Source organism: Tannockella kyphosi, assembly GCF_021054785.1.
In the GTDB taxonomy this organism is placed as follows: domain Bacteria; phylum Bacillota_I; class Bacilli_A; order Erysipelotrichales; family Coprobacillaceae; genus Tannockella; species Tannockella kyphosi.
The window spans coordinates 2078107-2097899 of the sequence record NZ_CP088239.1; the positions used below are offsets into that span (position 1 = coordinate 2078107).

14 protein-coding genes and 1 riboswitch are annotated in these 19793 nt (G+C 31.7%); of the genes, 11 read left to right on the plus strand and 3 right to left on the minus strand.

Going from position 1 to position 19793, the window contains the following annotated elements; translation table 11 throughout:
• The first annotated feature begins 32 nt into the window (after window positions 1–32).
• The 7 genes from mnmG to LRR82_RS10125 all read left to right on the plus strand — a co-directional run bounded on the left by mnmG (window position 33) and on the right by LRR82_RS10125 (window position 11302).
• Window positions 33–1895: a tRNA uridine-5-carboxymethylaminomethyl(34) synthesis enzyme MnmG gene (gene mnmG / locus LRR82_RS10095; protein WP_249029319.1), complete on the plus strand. Its 1863-nt coding sequence runs from the start codon at window positions 33–35 to the stop codon at window positions 1893–1895.
• Between the two features lie 2 nt (window positions 1896–1897).
• Entirely contained in the window at window positions 1898–2602 is a 705-nt protein-coding gene (gene rsmG / locus LRR82_RS10100) for a 16S rRNA (guanine(527)-N(7))-methyltransferase RsmG (protein WP_249029320.1), read from the plus strand.
• An 8-nt stretch (window positions 2603–2610) separates the two neighbouring features.
• A complete protein-coding gene (noc, locus tag LRR82_RS10105) occupies window positions 2611–3372 on the plus strand; it encodes a nucleoid occlusion protein (protein ID WP_249029321.1) in 762 nt (253 codons plus the stop codon).
• A gap of 65 nt (window positions 3373–3437) precedes the next feature.
• The gene (locus tag LRR82_RS10110; RefSeq protein WP_249029322.1) at window positions 3438–3803 is read left to right on the plus strand and encodes a hypothetical protein; all 366 of its coding nucleotides are present in this window, start codon (window positions 3438–3440) and stop codon (window positions 3801–3803) included.
• A gap of 228 nt (window positions 3804–4031) precedes the next feature.
• Window positions 4032–4110, plus strand: a riboswitch (cyclic di-GMP riboswitch).
• A 129-nt stretch (window positions 4111–4239) separates the two neighbouring features.
• Window positions 4240–9108, plus strand: coding sequence for a glycosyl hydrolase family 18 protein (locus LRR82_RS10115; RefSeq protein ID WP_249029323.1), 4869 nt, complete (start codon window positions 4240–4242; stop codon window positions 9106–9108).
• A gap of 237 nt (window positions 9109–9345) precedes the next feature.
• Window positions 9346–10356, plus strand: coding sequence for a GTP-binding protein (locus LRR82_RS10120; protein WP_249029324.1), 1011 nt, complete (start codon window positions 9346–9348; stop codon window positions 10354–10356).
• A gap of 7 nt (window positions 10357–10363) precedes the next feature.
• The gene (locus tag LRR82_RS10125; RefSeq protein ID WP_249029325.1) at window positions 10364–11302 is read left to right on the plus strand and encodes a TIGR03943 family putative permease subunit; all 939 of its coding nucleotides are present in this window, start codon (window positions 10364–10366) and stop codon (window positions 11300–11302) included.
• Window positions 11303–11353: 51 nt separating this feature from the next.
• Here LRR82_RS10125 and LRR82_RS10130 read toward each other — a convergent pair whose 3' ends face one another.
• The 3 genes from LRR82_RS10130 to nrdD form a co-directional block, all read right to left on the minus strand.
• Entirely contained in the window at window positions 11354–11869 is a 516-nt protein-coding gene (locus LRR82_RS10130) for a dUTP diphosphatase (protein ID WP_249029326.1), read from the minus strand.
• Between the two features lie 66 nt (window positions 11870–11935).
• Window positions 11936–12424 (minus strand): anaerobic ribonucleoside-triphosphate reductase activating protein, encoded by a 489-nt coding sequence (gene nrdG, locus LRR82_RS10135; RefSeq protein ID WP_249029327.1) that lies wholly within the window; start codon window positions 12422–12424, stop codon window positions 11936–11938.
• Window positions 12424–14538: an anaerobic ribonucleoside-triphosphate reductase gene (gene nrdD / locus LRR82_RS10140; RefSeq protein ID WP_249029328.1), complete on the minus strand. Its 2115-nt coding sequence runs from the start codon at window positions 14536–14538 to the stop codon at window positions 12424–12426. Before nrdD ends, nrdG begins: the two co-directional genes overlap by 1 nt.
• 168 nt (window positions 14539–14706) lie before the next feature.
• Between nrdD and LRR82_RS10145 the strand changes: the two genes are divergently transcribed.
• The 4 genes from LRR82_RS10145 (at window position 14707) to LRR82_RS10160 (ending at window position 19631) form a co-directional block, all read left to right on the plus strand.
• Window positions 14707–15477, plus strand: a complete 771-nt coding sequence (locus tag LRR82_RS10145) for a ParA family protein (protein ID WP_249029329.1) — start codon at window positions 14707–14709, stop codon at window positions 15475–15477.
• A complete protein-coding gene (locus LRR82_RS10150) occupies window positions 15467–16357 on the plus strand; it encodes a ParB/RepB/Spo0J family partition protein (RefSeq protein ID WP_249029330.1) in 891 nt (296 codons plus the stop codon). Before LRR82_RS10145 ends, LRR82_RS10150 begins: the two co-directional genes overlap by 11 nt.
• A 93-nt stretch (window positions 16358–16450) precedes the next feature.
• Window positions 16451–18235: a glucosaminidase domain-containing protein gene (locus LRR82_RS10155; RefSeq protein ID WP_249029331.1), complete on the plus strand. Its 1785-nt coding sequence runs from the start codon at window positions 16451–16453 to the stop codon at window positions 18233–18235.
• A gap of 10 nt (window positions 18236–18245) precedes the next feature.
• The gene (locus LRR82_RS10160; RefSeq protein ID WP_249029332.1) at window positions 18246–19631 is read left to right on the plus strand and encodes a cadherin-like beta sandwich domain-containing protein; all 1386 of its coding nucleotides are present in this window, start codon (window positions 18246–18248) and stop codon (window positions 19629–19631) included.
• The last annotated feature ends 162 nt before the right edge of the window (window positions 19632–19793 follow it).

Consider the following 19793-nt stretch of genomic DNA (forward strand, 5'->3'; position numbering starts at 1 on the left):
AAATATATAGGAGTAAATTCAGGAGGAAAGATATGTATGACATAATAGTAGTTGGTGGAGGACATGCAGGAGTCGAAGCAGCTCTAGCACCAGCAAGAATGAATAAAAAGGTAGCGTTAGTTACATCAAATATTAATAATATTGCTTCTCTTCCATGTAATACTTCTATTGGAGGACCTGCGAAAGGTATTATTGTTCGTGAAATAGATGCTCTTGGTGGCCAAATGGGTATTACTGCAGATCAAACCTATTTACAAATGAAAATGTTAAATACTGCAAAAGGACCAGGTGTACAATCACTACGTGCTCAAGCAGATAAAGTAGAATATCCTAAAATGATGTTAGAAACAGTAAAAAATCAAGATAATCTAACAATCATAGAAGGAATGGTAGAAGATTTAATAATAGAAGATAAAGAAGTAAAAGGTGTTATTTTAAGTGATGGTACAAGATATGATGCTAAAATTGTTATTTTAACAACAGGTACTTATTTAAAAGCAGAAATTTTAGTTGGTGCAACCAAAGTACCTAAAGGACCAGATGATCAAGAAGAATCAAAACATTTATCAGATAACTTGGAACAATTAGGATTTAGAATACAACGTTTAAAAACAGGAACACCTCCTAGAGTCCATAAAGATAGTGTTGACTATTCGAAAACATCATTACAACCAGGAAGTGATAGCTTCTTAGCTTTTAGCTTTGAAACAACTTCATGGACTCCTGTAGAACAACAAACACCATGTTACTTAACCTATACAAATGAAACAACACATCAAATCATTAAAGACAACTTACATAAATCAAGTATGTATTCTGGATTAGTAAAAGGAGTAGGACCTAGATACTGTCCATCAATAGAAGATAAAATAGTAAAGTTTTCTGACAAACCACAACATCAAATCTTTTTAGAACCAGAATCAAAAGAAATGGATACTATTTATGTCCAAGGATTTTCTTCCTCATTGCCTCATGACGTCCAAGACATTATGATTCGTACGATACCAGGATTAGAAAACTGTGAAATTTTAAAGTATGCTTATGCAATAGAATATGATGCAATTGATCCAATGCAATTAAAACCATCCTTAGAAACAAAAGTAATAAAGCATTTATATACAGCTGGACAAATCAATGGAACAAGCGGATATGAAGAAGCAGCAGCACAAGGATTAATAGCAGGTATTAATGCAACCTTATATTTAAATAACAAAGAACCGATAGTATTAAAAAGAGATGAAGCATATATTGGTGTAATGATTGATGACTTAGTAACCAAAGGAACAGAAGAACCATATCGTATGTTAACAAGTCGCGCTGAATATCGTTTATTAATAAGACATGATAATGCGGATAGTCGTTTAAGAAAGTACGGATATGAGAGTGGTTTAGTTAGTAAGGAAGTATATCAAAGATATGTTGATAAGATGGAAAGAATTCATCATGAAATAGAACGTCTTCAAACTATTCGTTTTACTCCTAAATCACCGATCAATGATGTATTAGAACAATATAATTCAGCTAGATTAACAGAAGGAATCAGTGCAAAAGAATTAATTCAAAGACCAGAAATGAGTTATGAATTAGTATTACCTTTTATTGAAGATCAACAATTAAACCAAGAAGAAAAAAATAGAATTACTATTTTAATTAAATACAAAGGTTATATTGATAAAGCAAGAAGACAAGCAGATAAACAAAAGAAAATGGAAGAAAAGAAAATTCCAGAAGATGTAGATTATCAATCTATTGCGAATCTAGCATTAGAAGCAAAACAAAAACTAGAAGCAATACGTCCTCTAACAATTGGACAAGCTAGTCGTATATCAGGAATTAATCCTGCCGATATATCGGTATTATTAATTTATCTACGTCAAACATATAATGAGGAATAACGATGACAAAACAACAATTCATAGAAGCATTACAAGAAAAAGGAATCAAAGTAACACCAAGACAAATGGAACAATTTGATCTTTATTATCATATTTTAGTAGAATGGAATGAAAAAATGAATCTTACTGCTATTACAAAAGAAGAAGATGTTTATCTAAAACATTTTTATGATTCTATTACAATTGCTTTTGATTTCTCATTTAAAGATCAATCGATTGTAGATATTGGAGCAGGAGCAGGATTCCCTAGTATCCCATTAAAAATTATTTATCCAGAACTACAAGTAACTATTGTAGACTCACTAACAAAAAGAATTACTTTCTTACAACACTTATTTCAACAATTACAGTTAGATAACTGTAAAGCAATTAGTGCCAGAGCAGAAGAATTTGCAGTAGATCATAGAGAACAATATGATATTGCAATGGCTAGAGCAGTAGCACGTTTAAATATCTTAGATGAGTTATGTTTACCTTTAGTAAAAGTAGATGGATACTTTTTATCATTAAAAGGAAGACAAGCTGAAGTAGAAATACAAGAAGCTAAAAAAGGAATTGAAAAACTAGGTGGAAAGATTGAAAAACAAATATCTTTTAATCTTGCTAATGAAGATGATCAAAGATGTAATATCATTATCAAAAAAACAAAGCAAACACAAAAAACATATCCACGTATGTTTTCAAAAATCAAAAAACAACCTTTATAGGAGAATCTATGAAAAAAGTATATAAAGAAATAAATATCGATAAAATATATGCCAACGCAAATCAACCAAGAACAATATTTGATGAAGAAAAAATAGAAGAATTAGCTCTTTCTATCGAAGAAAATGGATTATTACAACCAATCACTGTCCGTAAAGTGGCTGGTAATTTTGAAATAATTGCAGGTGAAAGAAGATATCGTGCTTGTAAAAAACTAGGTTTAAAAGATATCCCTTGTATTATTCAACAAATGAATAATCAGGATGTAGATGTAGTAGCAATTATTGAAAATATTCAAAGAGAAAATTTATCAGTAATAGAAGAAGCAAAAGCATATCAAACACTATTATTAACCTATGGTTATACACAAAGTGAACTAGCAAGAAGAGTTGGTAAAAAACAAGCAACTGTTGCTAACAAACTAAGACTACTAAAACTAAGTGATCCTATCAAAGAATCACTAGACAAAAAAGAAATAACAGAAAGACATGCTAGAGCATTACTTTCTGTTGAAAAAGAGCAACAAGAAAAAGTATTACAAACAATTTTAGAAAAACAATGGAATGTAAAACAAACAGAAGAATTTATTGCAAAACCTAAAGTGGAACCAAAACCTAAAGTAAAAAGGAAAATAGTTGCTAAAAACATCAAAATAGCAGTAAACACAATTCATCAATCTGTAAAAATGATCGAAAAAACAGGAACTAATTGTATTTATGAAGAATCAGAGAGTGATGACGAATTTGTTATGATAATACGTATAAAAAAGTAATACTTTCACACAATTATCCCATAATACAGGTGTAATATGAACAAGAATTAACGGAGGAGAAGAAAATGAAAAAAATTCTAAAACAACCAAAATTATCTTTATTCTTATATTTTATGGCTTTTATCACTGTTATTTATGCAGCATATTGTTTCAATAGCACATTAGCATATATTAATGAAACATATGTAGGGTACTATATGTACACTTGGGCAGAGTATGGAAAAGACTTTATATTAATGTTATTCCAAACTATTGAAGCTTATCTTTTCTATGCAATTGTATTCTTTACTTTAGGAAGAGTTGTTTGTATGCTTGATCCTGTATATGATTTTTCAGAAGACTTATTAGATGCTTTTGAAGAATTTGAAGACGAAGAAGAAGTTGAAGAAGACGAAGAAGAAGACGAAGAAGAAATTGAAGAAGAAGAATAAAATGAAAAGCTACTAATCAAGGTAGCTTTTTTTTTATTAAAATAGTGTGTATTTATTGGTCAAAATAGTGAAATACATACAAATATGATATGAAAAATATATTTTTACATAAAAAAAACAAAAAATAAATGTAAATCACTTGCTTTTTTTTTAAAAAACCAGTAATCTAGAGGTGTAGATAGTGCCTGAAAGGGCTTACCTAGTATTACGGGAATTGACGAAACAAATCAAATACATCGGTAAAACCATCGCGAGGTGGTGACACAAAACTATAGGGACTTAATATTTAAGTTAGCCAGCTGCAGCCATTCAAAAGAATGATACGGTAGTTGGTTTTTTTGTTCGAAAAATTTGTACTTCCCCAAAATCTTACAAATTTTCGGATGAATAGTTAATAGGGGACAACTATTACAATCTAAATACTAAGGAGAAAACAATGAAGAAAAGATTATTGTCATTAACTATGGTACTTGCTTTAGTAGCATCGTCGTTTTCGTCGTCACTAGGAATTTTAAATGTGGCTGCCGAAGCAACAACGACAACAACGACAACAACAACTACAACAAGCGAATATCGTAATGTTATGTATTACGGAGACTGGTCTATCTGGGGTGGACAAGGAAACTTCTATCCAGAAGATATGCCAGCTGACATGTACACACACTTAAACTATGCATTTATGGACTTTACAGCAAGTGGTGATTTAGTATTCACTGACACTGATGCTGCAACAGCTGCAAGTTTAGGACAAGATGGAGTAACTTGGGGAGCAGTAAATGCCGGGTTATTACCAGCGTTAACTAGCTTACGTGCAGATAATCCAAATATGAAAATTGGTATATCAGTAGGTGGTTGGTCAAAATCAGGAGACTTTTCAGCAATGGCTGCAGATGATACAGCTCGTGCTAACTTCGTTAGCCAAATTGTTGCTTTCATAGAATATACAGGTATGGACTTTGTGGATATCGATTGGGAATATCCAGCATCAGTAAGAGAGCCAGATCTTGTAGATAACGCAAATGATGAAGGTACTCCAGACGCAACTGAAGCGGATAAAGAAAACTATATTATTTTACTTGAAGATTTAAGAGCAGCTTTAGATGAAGCAGGGGAAGAAACAGGTAAATATTATGAACTTTCAGTAGCGTTGCCAATTGACAGAACTAAATTAGAAAATGGTGTTGATGTTGAGGCAATGTTTGAAATTATTGATTTTGGGAATTTAATGACTTACGATGCAAGAGGTGCTTGGGATGAAACTTCAGGTCATCAAACTGCATTATATGGTAATCCAGAAGATCCAATGTATGAATACGGATATAGTATCGACCAAACAGTTGATTACATGATCGAAAATGGTGCTCCATCAGAGAAATTAGTTATTGGTGCTGCTTTCTATACGCGTGGTTGGGAAACAGTAGCAGATGATGGTGGAATCGAAGAAAATCCAGGTTTATTCGGTACAGCTTCTGCAACTAATTTAGATGCTGATCAAACTGCATCAAAAGGTGCTTCAAATGAAGCTGCTTTAAGTAATGGAGATGGTGGTAGAAATGGTGGGATTTGGTCTTACAATAGTATTGATACATTAAAATCCACTTATACAGGACTTGTCGAATATTGGGATGATGTAGCAAAAGCTCCATATTTATACAATGGAGAAGCATTCTTTACATATGACAATGTTGAATCTATTACAGAAAAAGCAAATTATGTAATTGAAAATAACTTAGGTGGTATGATTTCATGGATGGCATCAAATGATGCAACTACTGATTCAACAGTAAGAGATGAATTAACTACTGCAATTTATGAAGGTTTATATGGAACTGCATCTTTACCAGAAAATGAAATTATTGTTACACCATTAGATATTAGTGTTTCAGTATCAACATATTCTGAATCATGGTCAGGAACTGGTTATGAAATAACTATTACTAACAATGAAGTAGCAGAAGAAACAAATGCAGTATTACAAGCTGTAGAAGCACAAAAAGAAACAATCATGCTTCCAAAATTATATGTTGATACAGGTGGATTAACACTTTCATCAGGTGGTTATGGAGCAGGAACAGTAACAAATGAAGATGGAATTTCTATTGTAGATTTATCATCTGTTTATGACAACAAATTAATTGCACAAGGTGCAAGCATTACAATTCAATTAGCAGTATCAGGTGCTGATGAATTATCAGTAGATGATTTACAATCAATTACGTTAGTACAAAGCACATACACTGGTGGACCAGAAATTAATCCACAAGTAATTTATGGTAGTGATGTACAAACTGAAGAAAATAGTGTACCAGTATTTAGTGGAACTTCTAATAGAACATTAGATTTCGGTACTGAATTTGATATCTTTGAAGGTGTAAGTGCAACTGATAATGAAGATGGAGATTTAACTTCTCAAATCATCGCAGTTGGAAGTGTAGATTCAAACACTGCTGGAACTTATACAATTGCTTATACAGTAACTGATAGCGAAGGTGCTACAGCTACAGCTTCTAGAACTATTACAATCAGAGATGAAGTAGTAGAACCAGAAGTAGAAGAACCAGAAGTAGAAGAAAATACTGCACCAGAATTATCAGGTGTAGCAGATGCAATCATTGTTGATTTTGCTGGATACTTAGATTTATTAGCTGGAGTAAGTGCTAGTGATAAAGAAGATGGTGATTTAACAGATAGTATCGTAGTAACAGGAACAGTAAATACAGCAGTAGCTGGTGATTATGTAATCACTTATACTGTAACTGACTTTGAAGGTTTATCTGCTAGTGCAACATGTGTTGTAACAGTAGAAAAAGAAGAAATTGTTGAACCAGAAGAACCAGAAGTAGAAGAAAATACTGCTCCAGTAATTGCAGGAGTAAAAGATGAAACAGTTGATTATGGTAGTGATTTTGATACATTAGCAGGAGTAAGTGCTAGTGATGAAGAAGACGGTGATTTAACTGATAGTATTAAAGTTGAAGGATCTGTAGATACAAGCAAAGCAGGAGACTATACATTAACTTATAGTGTTACAGATAGCCAAGGAGAAACAGTTTCTATTTCTAAAACTGTTACAGTTCTTGAAGAAGAAGTAACTCCTGAACCAGAAGTAGATGAAGATGATGAAGATGAAGATTCTATTTATGGTGTTGATAACTTAGACTTCGGTGTAGGTGATGGTATCGTATGGGAAACTGGAGTTTTCGCTCCATTTGCTGATATGGGTGCTTGGGTAACTGATGCTGACTATTCAAATAACGGGGCTTTAGATTTAGGTCAAGTTATGGAAGATACAGGAATCAAATACTTTAACTTAGGATTTATTAATGCAGTAGACGGTACAGTTGATGAAAATGGTGTATTAAATTGGGGATTCGGAGCTTACGAAGTATTAAGTGAAGAACACACAGAATCAAATGCACAATATCAAGGAATTAAAGAATCTATTGAAACAGTTCGTGAAAATGGTGGAGATGTTACTATTTCTATCGGTGGACTAAATGAAGCAAACTTCTTCCAAAATACAGATGATTTAGATGTATTAGTAAATACATATGTAGAAATCATTGATGGATTTAATTTAACACGTATCGATTTAGATATCGAAGGTGGAGCACAAGGTTATGAAATGAACGAATTAAATGCAAAAGCTATTGCAATCGTTCAAGAAATGACAGGTGTAGAAGTAGTGTTAACTTTACCAGTATTACCTGAAGGGTTAACAACAAGCTTAGGATTACCAACATTACAAGTTTACTTAGATAATGGTGTTGATATTGAAGCAGTAAATATTATGGCTATGTGTTATGGTGCATCTTATGGTGACTATGCAGATGGATCTATCGCTGCTATTGATTCAACAATGCAACAAATTAAAGATGCTTATGCATCAATCGGACAAACATTAACAGATGAAGAAGCTTACATGAAAGTTGGAGTTACAACTTCAGTTGGATATGAAGGTTCAGCTCATCCAATCTTTACTGTAGAAGATTCACAAACAGTAGTTGATTATGCAGAATTAGTAGGAATTAATTTCGTATCATTCTGGTCTATCAACCGTGATTCTCAAACTCAAAGCAACACAGGAATTTATGAAGCTTATGAACATACAGAAGTATACTTAGGATTCCAAGATGAATCAATTCAACCAGATATCCCAGAAGGTGGAGATGACGAAGAAGAAGATTACAGTGATGCTCCAATCTGGACTAGAGAATTAGAAGCATTAGGATTATATGTTCCAGGATATATCGTTCAACATAACGGAATTGTATATAAACAAGTATTTAGTGGAACATCATGGTATTGTGAACCAGGAACAGATTCTTCAATTTGGTTACAAATTGCAGTTCTTGATGGAACAGAAGAACCAGAAGTAGAAGAACCAGAAGTAGAAGAAAATACTGCACCAGAATTATCAGGTGTAGCAGATGCAATCATTGTTGATTTTGCTGGATTCTTAGACTTATTAGCAGGAGTAAGTGCTAGTGATAAAGAAGATGGTGATTTAACAGCTAGTATCGTAGTAACAGGAACAGTAAATACAGCAGTAGCTGGTGATTATGTAATCACTTATACTGTAACTGACTCAGAAGGTTTATCTGCTAGTGCAACATGTGTTGTAACAGTAGAAAAAGAAGAAATCGTTGAACCAGAAGTAGAAGAAAATACTGCACCAGAATTATCAGGTGTGGCAGATGCAATCGTTGTTGATTTTGCTGGATACTTAGATTTATTAGCAGGAGTAAGTGCTAGTGATAAAGAAGATGGTGATTTAACAGCTAGTATCGTAGTAACAGGAACAGTAAATACAGCAGTAGCTGGTGATTATGTAATCACTTATACTGTAACTGACTCAGAAGGTTTATCTGCTAGTGCAACATGTGTTGTAACAGTAGAAAAAGAAGAAATCGTTGAACCAGAAGAACCAGAAGTAGAAGAACCTGAATTACCAGAAGTTGAAGGGGAATATGACACTTGGACTAGAGAAGATGAAGCAACTGGAGCATACACTTCAGGAACATTTGTAACATACAAAGGTGTGGTTTATGAACAAGTTTCATCAGCTACAGCTTGGTGGTGTGAACCAGGAACTAATTCTTCAGTATGGCAAGAAGTAGGAAGCGATGATTCTTACGAAGCTCCAGCTCCAGAAGAATGGACTAGAGATATTGAAGCAACAGGTGCTTATTCATCAGGAACAGTTGTTACATATTATGGAAATACATATGAACAAGTATCATCAGGTGTATCTTGGTGGTGTGAACCAGGAACGAATAATGCAGTTTGGCAATTAGTAAATTAATAAAAACAATTATTAATATTGTAATAAATAATTTATAAATAAAAAGTAGACATGAATGGATATAATTAATATATCGATAAAGTGTCTACTTTTTTATTTAATAGTGAATATTTGTAAAATAGTAAATCATGGTTAAACTGACGAAAAACAGTGTAATTTATTGACATTAAAACAAGAACTCGGTATACTTTGATAGACATATGTTAGCTATAGCTAACTATAAAAAAGGAGAAAAAGATGGTTAAAATCGATATAATTTCTGGCTTTTTAGGAGCTGGAAAAACAACATTTATAAAAAAACTTATTAAAGAAGCATTTCAAGGAGAAAAAATAGTTCTTATTGAAAATGAATTTGGAGAGATTGGTGTAGATAGTGGTTTTTTACAAGATGCTGGAATTGAAATAAAGGAAATGAATTCAGGTTGTATTTGTTGTTCTTTAGTTGGAGATTTTGAAGCATCTTTAAAAGAAGTAATTACTACATATAAACCAGAAAGAATCATAATTGAACCTTCAGGAGTAGGAAAATTATCAGATATTGAACAAGCAGTTCAAACTATTTGTAACAATGAAAATAATGTAAAATTAAATAATAAAATAACAGTTGTAAATGCCCAAAAAGCATCTATGTATGCAAAGAACTTTGGAGAATTCTTTATTAACCAAGTAGAATATGCTGATGCTGTTGTATTAAGTAGAACAACAAACATAGATGAGAAAAAGTTAAATAAAGCAATCGAATTAATAGAACAATATAATAATGTAGCAACAAAAATGACAACACCTTGGGATAAACTAGATGGTAAAGAAATATTAATGAATATAGAAAATCAACATCAATTAGAGGAGTCCTTATTAAATGAAGTGAACGAACATCATCATGTTCATAGCGAATGTGGTTGTGATAGTCATCAACATGTCCATAGTGAATGTGGTTGTGGTTGTGGTGGACATCATGAGGCTAACGATGTTTTTACAAGTTGGGGAATTGAAACAGCAAACAAATATACAGAAGATCAAATCGCTACTTTTTTACAAGAGCTAGAAGAAGAACATATGTATGGAGCTATTTTACGTGCTAAAGGAATGCTTGAATGTAGTGATAATAAGTGGATTTATTTTGATTATGTTCCTGGAGAAGCACAAACACGTGAAGGAAGTATTTGTACAATAGGAAAGATTTGTGTTATTGGGACACAATTAAATGATAGTAACTTAAAAAAATTATTTGAAAAAACAGAGGTATAAAAAGGAAATGTGGAATAAAAAAAAGACATATATTGTTAATGGATTTTTAGAGAGTGGAAAAACAGAGTTTATTAAATATACGCTAAGTCAACCTTATTTTAAAAAGAGATCAAAAATATTAGTTATTCTTTGTGAAGATGGGGAAACAACAATAGAAAAAGAGTTCTTAAAAGAAAATAGAGTTATTTTAGAAGTAATAGATAATCAAGAAGATTTTACGGTAGAGAAGTTAAAAGAATTAGATAAGAAACATAATTTTAAAAGAATTATGATTGAATATAATGGAATGTGGGATCATAAGAATATTGAGTTACCTGAATCATGGGTTCTAGAACAACAAATAAGCATATTAGATACTTCTACTTTTCAAATGTACTTTAATAATATGAAGTCGATAATAGGAGATATGGTTCGTAATTCAGAACTAGTAATATTTAATCGAGCTAATCAATCAAATGAACTTTCTGTTATCAAAAGAAATATAAAAATATTGAATCCTACAACAGATATTGTATTTGAAGCAAATGGGGCTGAAATACCAGTTATGTTAGAAGAAGAATTACCATATGATATTGATGCACCTAATCTAACAATAACAGAAGAAACATATGGAGCATGGTTTTTAGATACATTAGATAATACGAAAAGATATATAGGAAAAGAAGTGAAGTTTATTGCTAAGGTATTAAAAAAAGAAGATTTACCTAATGATTATTTTGTTCCAATCCGTGTTATGATGACATGTTGCGAAGATGATCTATCATCATTTGGATTTGTTTGTCAATATGAGAATGCAAAAACATTAAATGAAAATACATGGGTAGAATTAACCGCAATTATGGATGAAGGTGTATGGCCTAACTGTGGAGAATTAGGACCTATTTTACATGCTATTACAGTACAAGAAGTAGAAACACCAGAAAATGAAATTATTATTTTTAATTAGAAAAACAAAACGATATGACAAGCATATCGTTTTTATGTACTAAATTTTGTATTATTTTTTAGTAGTACTACCAAAACCACCATCTCTTATTTCATTAGTATCATCGTCTTCTACGATACCAAATGCCATAAAGATTCCTTGAGCAAATCCTTCTCCTGCTTGTAAGTCTACTGTTTTATTTTCATTAGAATCATTTGTTATTTTAATAAAAATATGACCTTCATTACTACTATTGAAATAATCACTATCAATAATACCTACTGTATTATTTAACTGTAAACGGAATTTAAATCCTAATCCACTTCTTGGATAAACAGATAATACCCAACCATTATTAATAGAACAACGAATACCTGTTGGTATTTTAATTGTTTCATTTGGTTTTAAAGTAAAGGCAATAGGAGTATAAAAATCATATCCTGCTGAACCAATAGTTGCTCTTTTAGGTAATTGAATAGTTTCATAAATAGATTTTGTTTCTTCTAATGAATATTGATTAAATGAATCCATGAAATCATTTGTAAACTGTTCTAATGATACTTTGTAAAACTTTGCTATTTTTTGCATATAAATCCTCCTTTAATAAAGCTATTATAACAAGAATAAAACAAAACAAAAAGACCTTGCGGTCTTTTAATCATGTAAAATAATAATATTTGAATTCATTGATGATTGAACATCAATAACTCTTTGATTACTAGATCCCTTCCAATGTAATTTAGGATCTAATAATGCTAATTCAAATTTCCCATCAACAATAACATCAAGGTATTGAATCAATTCAATATCACGAATATCTTCAAAAACAAAACCAGTATATAACCAAATTGTTTTAGTAGGAAACTTTTCTTTTATTTCTTTTATTAAATCATGAACTTCATTCAATAATTGTGGGTGAAGTGGATCTCCGCCACTTAATGTAATACCAGAAATATAATCTTGGCTTAAATAATCAAATAATTCTTGTTTGGCAGCATCATCAAAGGCAATACCACCATGAATATCCCATGTTTGAGGATTTTGACAACCTTGGCAACGATGTGTACAACCAGCTAACCATAGCACTACTCTTAATCCTTCACCATTTAACATATCGGCATGTGTTATATTATGATAATTCATTACATTGACTTCCTATCTTTAATTTCATCCATTTTAGCATTATTTAAACGAGTATCACCCTTTACTCTAGAATAAGATAAATATCCATTCATACGATCAATCTTAGTTAAATTTGCACTACCACAAACAGGACAAACATCCATATTTAACTCTTCATGACCACAATCATCACAATAAGATAAAGCTAAATTAACACCTTCATATAAACCTTTTTTCATCGCTCTTTTTAATAAAGTACGGAAAGCTTCTTTATTATAATCAATAGAATATTTTACATATTGGATTTTACCACCATTACATAAATCCCAGAAACGATTTTCTAAATCTTGTTTATCTACTGTTAAGATATCTTCACTAACATGACAATGGAAACTATTAGAAACATAAGAACGATCACTTACATTTTCAATAACACCATATTTATTTCTAAATTGAGTTATTTGTAAACCACATAAACTCTCTGCTGGAGTTCCATAAATAGCATACAAATTACCATCTTCTTCTTTAAACTCATTAATCTTTTTATTAATATATCCTAATACTTCTAAAGAGAAAGAACCATCCTCTACTAAAGATTTTTTATGATGCAATTGTTCCAACTCATTTAAAGCAGTAATCCCAAAAGATGCAGTAGCACTCTTTAATAAAGGCTTAATCTTATCATGAATACCCAAAGTACCACCATAGAATCCACCTTCACAATAGGCTAGTGGATTAATAGATGCCTTCATTTCTCCAATATAATCATAAGTACGAATATGTAACTTACGGATTAATTGTAAATAATAATCTAATACTTCATAGAAAGGAACACTTTCCTTTTGTGCTTTTGCATAAATCATCGGTAAATGTAAAGAAATAGCACCAATATTAAATCTACCTACAAACACAGGAGAATCATTATCATCAGCTGGATACATTCCACCTTTTTCATACCAAGGAGATAAAAAAGCTCGACATCCCATTGGAGAAATAACTTTCCCATATTTTTTATACATACTTGCAACATATCCATCACCAGTTAAACTTAACCAATCAGGATACATACATTTACTAGAACATTCTACCCCAGCATCAAATAATGATTCCAATGGCTTACCAGCTCCATGTAATTCTTCATCATATAAGAATACAATTTTAGGGAACAATACAGGTTTTTTATTTCCTTTTTTCCCTTGACCGATTCTTCTAGTTTTTAACATTTCTATCGTAGCCATTTGACACCATTCACTAGTACCAGTAGCTATTGTAACAGTAATAAATGGATAGTCACCACGACTAGAAGCTACCGTATTAAACTTATATTCCCATCCTTGATATCCTTGATGGAAATCATTTTCTAAATCAGCAATTGCAACATCATGTGCTTTTTGAGGATCTAACCCTAAACTAGTATATTTAGAAATATACATATCATATGATTTTTGAGCATAAGGTTCTAATAACAAATCAACACTAGGTACAGTAAATCCACCATATTGTTGGCTTGCAGCCGACAATACAATATCTCCAATAACATCAAATGCAACATCTAATGTCTTTGGTTCATTGTACCAAAGATTACCCATTTCAAAACCACCTTTTAATACATTAGCAACATCAAATAAACAACAGTTCATTGTATCACGTCTAGCAGACATATCATGGATATAAATATATCCATCTCTAGCTGCTTGTAGTTCTTCTGTAGTTAAGAAAAACTTTTGATACAAAGACTTATTTAGTTCATTAAAAATCAAGCTTCTTTTTGTAGAAACTAAGGCACTATCGGTATTACTATTTTCTTTATCACCAATATACATAATGCTTTGTGATTTTTTATAAACATCATCTAACATATGAACAAAATCTTGTTTATAGTTACGGTAATCACGGTAGCTTTTTGCTACTCTAGGATTCACTTTATCCAAAGCACCTTCCACCATATTATGCATTTGAGCAATTGTAATTCCATCAGGATACTGATTAGCATTTTCAATAACAAAAGCACAAATTTGATCCACTTCTCCGTCTTTAAAATTATATAGACATCTTGTAGCGGACTTGTTTATAGCGACAACTACTTTTTCAATATTAAATTCTTCAATTGTATTATCTTTTTTAATTACATACATAAATATTCCCTCACTTTATATCTATAAGTATAGGTAACCAACAACCAAAAGTAAAGGGATTTGTTCTATCAAAATGTGGAAATATTCTATATATTATCGCTCTAATATGCTATACTTAAAAGAGCCTAAAGGGAAAACATAGATAATATATATAATAAGGAGATTAGTATGACAAAAGTAATAGCAATAACAAATCAAAAAGGTGGAGTAGGAAAAACAACAACAAGTGTAAATTTATCTGTAGCACTTGCAAAAAAGAAATTCAAAGTGTTGTTAGTAGACATGGATCCTCAAGCAAATGCAACACAAGGTATCGGTATAGAGAGAAATGATCTTGAAAGAACTACTTATGATTGTTTAGTGGATCAAGAATCTTTTAAAAATGTTATTATTCCTACTTATGCAACTGGTGTAGATATATCACCTGCTAGTATTGATTTAGCAGGAGCAGATTTAGACTTATCAAAAGTATCAGAAGGACGTGAACAACGTTTAAAAGATGCTTTAGAAGAAGTGAAACAAGATTATGATTTTGTAATTATTGACTGTCCACCAGCATTAGGATTATTAAATACAAATGCATTAACTGCATGTGATTCTGTATTAATCCCTGTTCAATGTGAATATTATGCCTTAGAAGGGTTAACACAATTATTAAATACAATTCTTTTAACACAAAATGTATTTAACCCATCTCTTGCAATAGAAGGAGTTCTTTTAACTATGTTAGATCAAAGAACGAACTTAGGATTAGAAGTATCACAAGAAGTACGTAAATACTTTAAAGAAAAAGTATATAAAACAATTATTCCAAGAAACATTAAATTATCGGAAGCACCATCTGCAGGACTTGCTATTATGGATTATGATGCAAACTCAGAAGGAGCAAAAGCATATAAAAGTTTAGCAAAGGAAATTATAGACGCAAATGGCAACTAATAAAAATAAGAAACTAGGAAAAGGGTTAGATAGTATGGGTGTAAATAGTATTTTTGGAGCTGATGTTGCTACATTAATTAATAACATTGAAAATAATGCCTCTGCATCAATGCAAGAAAAAATAGCGTTAGATAAAATCAGACCGAATCCTTACCAACCAAGAAAAGTATTTGATAAAGAAGCTTTACAAGAATTAGCGGTTTCAATAGAACAACATGGAGTATTCCAACCAGTAATTTTAAAGAAATCAGTACAAGGATATGAAATAGTTGCAGGAGAAAGAAGATGTCGTGCAGCTAAACTAGCGAAACTAACAGAAGTACCAGCTATCATTGTAGAATTTAGTGATGAACAAATGATGGAAGTAGCACTATTAGAAAATATTCAAAGAGAAAACCTAAATGCAATAGAAGAAGCACAAGCTTATCAAACAATGATGGAAAAGCTATCTTTAACTCAAGAAGCATTAGGAAAACGTATTGGTAAATCAAGATCTTATATTGCAAATACATTAAGATTATTAACATTACCTCAAGAAATACAAGATTTTGTATTAGCTGGTAAGTTATCAATGGGACATGCCCGTTGTTTAATCACATTAGAAAAAGAAAAAGCAGTACAATTAGCGAATCGTTGTGTAGAAGAAAAGTTATCGGTACGTGATATTGAAAATATTGTAAAAGGGATAGAGTTAGGTAATAGTCGTAAAGACAAACCTAAAAAAGAAGTAAACCCAGAATTTACATATGTAGAACATCTTTTAAGAAAAAAATATCGTACGAAAATAGCAGTAGATGAAAAAACAGTTACTATTAAGTATAATAGTAAAGAAGATTTGAATCGAATTTTGGAAATCATGGGAGTAATAGAAGAAAGTTAATAAACTTTCTTTTTTTTGTGTGATAATGCCAAGAATATTGAATTAATTTGTCAAATCATGTATGATAAAAGGGATTATGAAGGGGTGATAAATTTGAAAATTAGAAAACAACTTATAACAATAACAACGTTAGTAGTAGCTATTTGTGTTTTAATCAATTATGTGGGTGTTGATACACAAGCAGACTATGACGATGACGTATTCACGGATTTCATTGCAATGGATGAAGAAGGAAATATTGTTGTATATTCACAAGAAGAAATAGAAACCCCAGATGAAGAGGCGATAGCCGAAATAGAAGTAGAAGTAGTAGAAGAGACAGTAGGTAGCACTTTGGTAGAAGTAGTTGTTAATGCAATAGCAAATATTTTCAGTTTACCAAACATAGAAATAAGTGCATCGGATGATTCTATCGAGTATGCAGTAGTTCGTTTTGGAACTTCAGGTACAACGACTTATACTAACTATGACACAGGAACTTCAGGATATACTTATGGTGGGAGTGCACCAGATGCAGCCTATTTAGGAACAACTTCTGATGGATATGTTATATTCAAACAAGGTGGAGTAACTGGTAAAGTAAAAGCGTCGGCTGTAACAATTATTGAATATGATGATTTTGTTGAAGCAGGATATGTTACAAGTATTTATACTTGTATAAATGGAAATATTTATCATAAAATTACAACGAATCTTACAAGTTATGCATCTACTCAAATAGTTGGATATCAACAAGAATATATGGAAGATGGAGTAACGTATTATAGTTATGATGGACATTATTTTTATACATCTTATACAGATATGATTGATGATTATGTAGCTGGAACGACAAGTAAAGCAATTAATCCAAGTGATCCATATTATAGCTATTATCAATATTTATCACATCGAAGTACAACGAACTTTACAGAAGAACAAATTGAAGGTTATATTCAATCTAAAACAACAAGCAGTTCTTTAATGTATGATTTAGCAGGAACCTTTGTTGAAGAAGGAGAAACATATGGAACAAACGCTATTCTTATGTTAGGGGTGGCAATCAACGAAAGTGCTTGGGGTACTAGTAATATCGCCATGAATACCAATAACTTATTTGGACATTCTGCATATGACTCAGATCCATCAGGAAGTGCTAGTAAGTATTCTTCAGCAGCCTATAGTGTGTATGTCCATGCCTATAGTTTCTTATCGAAAGGCTATCTATATGGAGATGATTATAGATATTTTGGACCACATTTAGGGGATAAACAAAGTGGGATTAATGTTAAATATGCATCTGATCCATACTGGGGTGAAAAAGCAGCAGCACATGGATATTTAATAGAGAATATGTATAGTGATGAAATTTATGATTATAATAGTGAAATTATTGGGATAGTAGATGATGTTGTTAAAATTTATGCAGATACAAGTTTAAGTAGTGATTATATGTATACTACATCTAATAATTATGATGATGTAGATGATATGGCAATGCTTATCATTGAAGAAGTGGTTGGAGAAACGGTAGACGGAAGTAATGTTTGGTATAAAATACAAACAGATATTCCTTTAAATTCGACACGTACAGATGCAGCAACAAAGACAACAGTCTATAATTTTGATAGAGATTATGGATATGTGCATTCTAGTGAGTTTGATTACATATCGGATGGGGATTTACCAGTAGTAGTATATTTAGCAGGAGATGTTAACATGGATGGATCAAGAACGTCCATGGACTATATGTTGATAAAGAGTCATATCTTAGGTAAAACAACATTAAGTGGTACGTCATTAATAATAGCAGATGTAAATGAAGATGGAGTTTTAACATCAATGGACTATATGTTGATTAAAAGCCATATCTTAGGTAAAACAAACCTAGATGAATAGGAGAGAAAAAATGAATAAAATTCTAAAAATAATGCTGTCATCATTTATATGTTTAGCAGTTTTAGTAGGAAATGTAAAAACAAGTGAAGCAGCCTCGTTTAGTATAAGCGGGTCATCATCCGTAACATCCGGTGGGACAACGACAGTTACTATCACAGCTTCAGGAGGAACGGGTGTATTTAATGCATCTATTACTGGAGGAACATTTACTGGAATATCAAGTTCTAGTAGTGGTAGTTACTCAAGCACTAGTGCTACATTGATGTTGGATTCAACATCAATATCTTTAACAGTCAAAGCAGGAACGTCAGGGGATATAAAGGTAACTGTTTCTTGTTCTAACTTTACAAGTGACGACTTAGAGAGTGTTACTCTTTCATCGAAAAGTAAAACGATATCAATAACTAGTTCATCAAGCAGTTCTAGTAGTTCATCTAGCAGTTCTTCAAGCAGTTCTAGTAGTTCATCAAGCAGTTCATCAAGTAGTTCTACAACAACTGTTACTAAATCATCAGTAAATACACTTAGTGCATTATCAATCGATGGAGTAGATTTATCTCCTACATTTGATAGTTCTACTGTTAGCTACAAAGCAACAGTATTAGATACAGATAGTATTAAAATTAGTGCTACTGCAAAAGATGATGAAGCGACAGTAAGTGGAACAGGTACAAAAGACTTATCACTTGGAAGTAATGAGTTTAAAGTAGTTTGTACTGCAGAAAATGGATCAACGAAAACATATATTATTACAGTATTTAAAGATGAGAGTCCAAGTGTTTATATGGATGTAGATGGATCTTCTCTAGGAGTAGTGAAGTATACAGAGGATGTAGCTATCCCTGATGGGTTTGAAGAAACGACAGTAACTTATGGAGAAGAAGAAATAATTGCTTGGCAAAATAATCAATTAGGATTGACTATTGTTTATCTTATTGATGAAGATGGTGAATCTAGTTTATATTGTTATGAAGATGGAGAAATCTCAACATTTAAACAAGTTGCTATTTTAGGTAAAAATCTTTATGAAGTAGAATTATTAGATACGGATAGAGATGGATTTGTTTATCAAGAAGTAGAGATTGATGGTGCTACTGTTATGGGGTGGGCATTTGAAGATACTTCTTTTGAAGGATATTATGTTGTAGAGTTAATGGATGATACAGGAGCTATGGTTACCTATTTGTATGATTCAGTAAGTAATTCCATGATTTTATACCCTGAAAGCATGATGACAATTTCAGCAGATAATTATGAAGCAGAAATAGTAGCTATGGAAGAAGAAGCAAATACGAATTTTATGATTGCTAGTGGAGTTGCTGTTACGACAACTGTTTCTACTGCAGGATTAGGAATTTGGAATTTCTTAAGATTTAGAAAAGCAAAAATAGTATAATCAAAGCACTTCTTAGGAAGTGCTTTATTTTTGTTAAAACATGTTTCTATCGGTTGCAAATGTGTGAAAAAAAAGACATAATAAGAAAGTAAGAAAAAAACTTGCATTAATGGGGTATATTTACTATAATAGATAAGGTTTGTGTCTTCAAACAAATCAGAA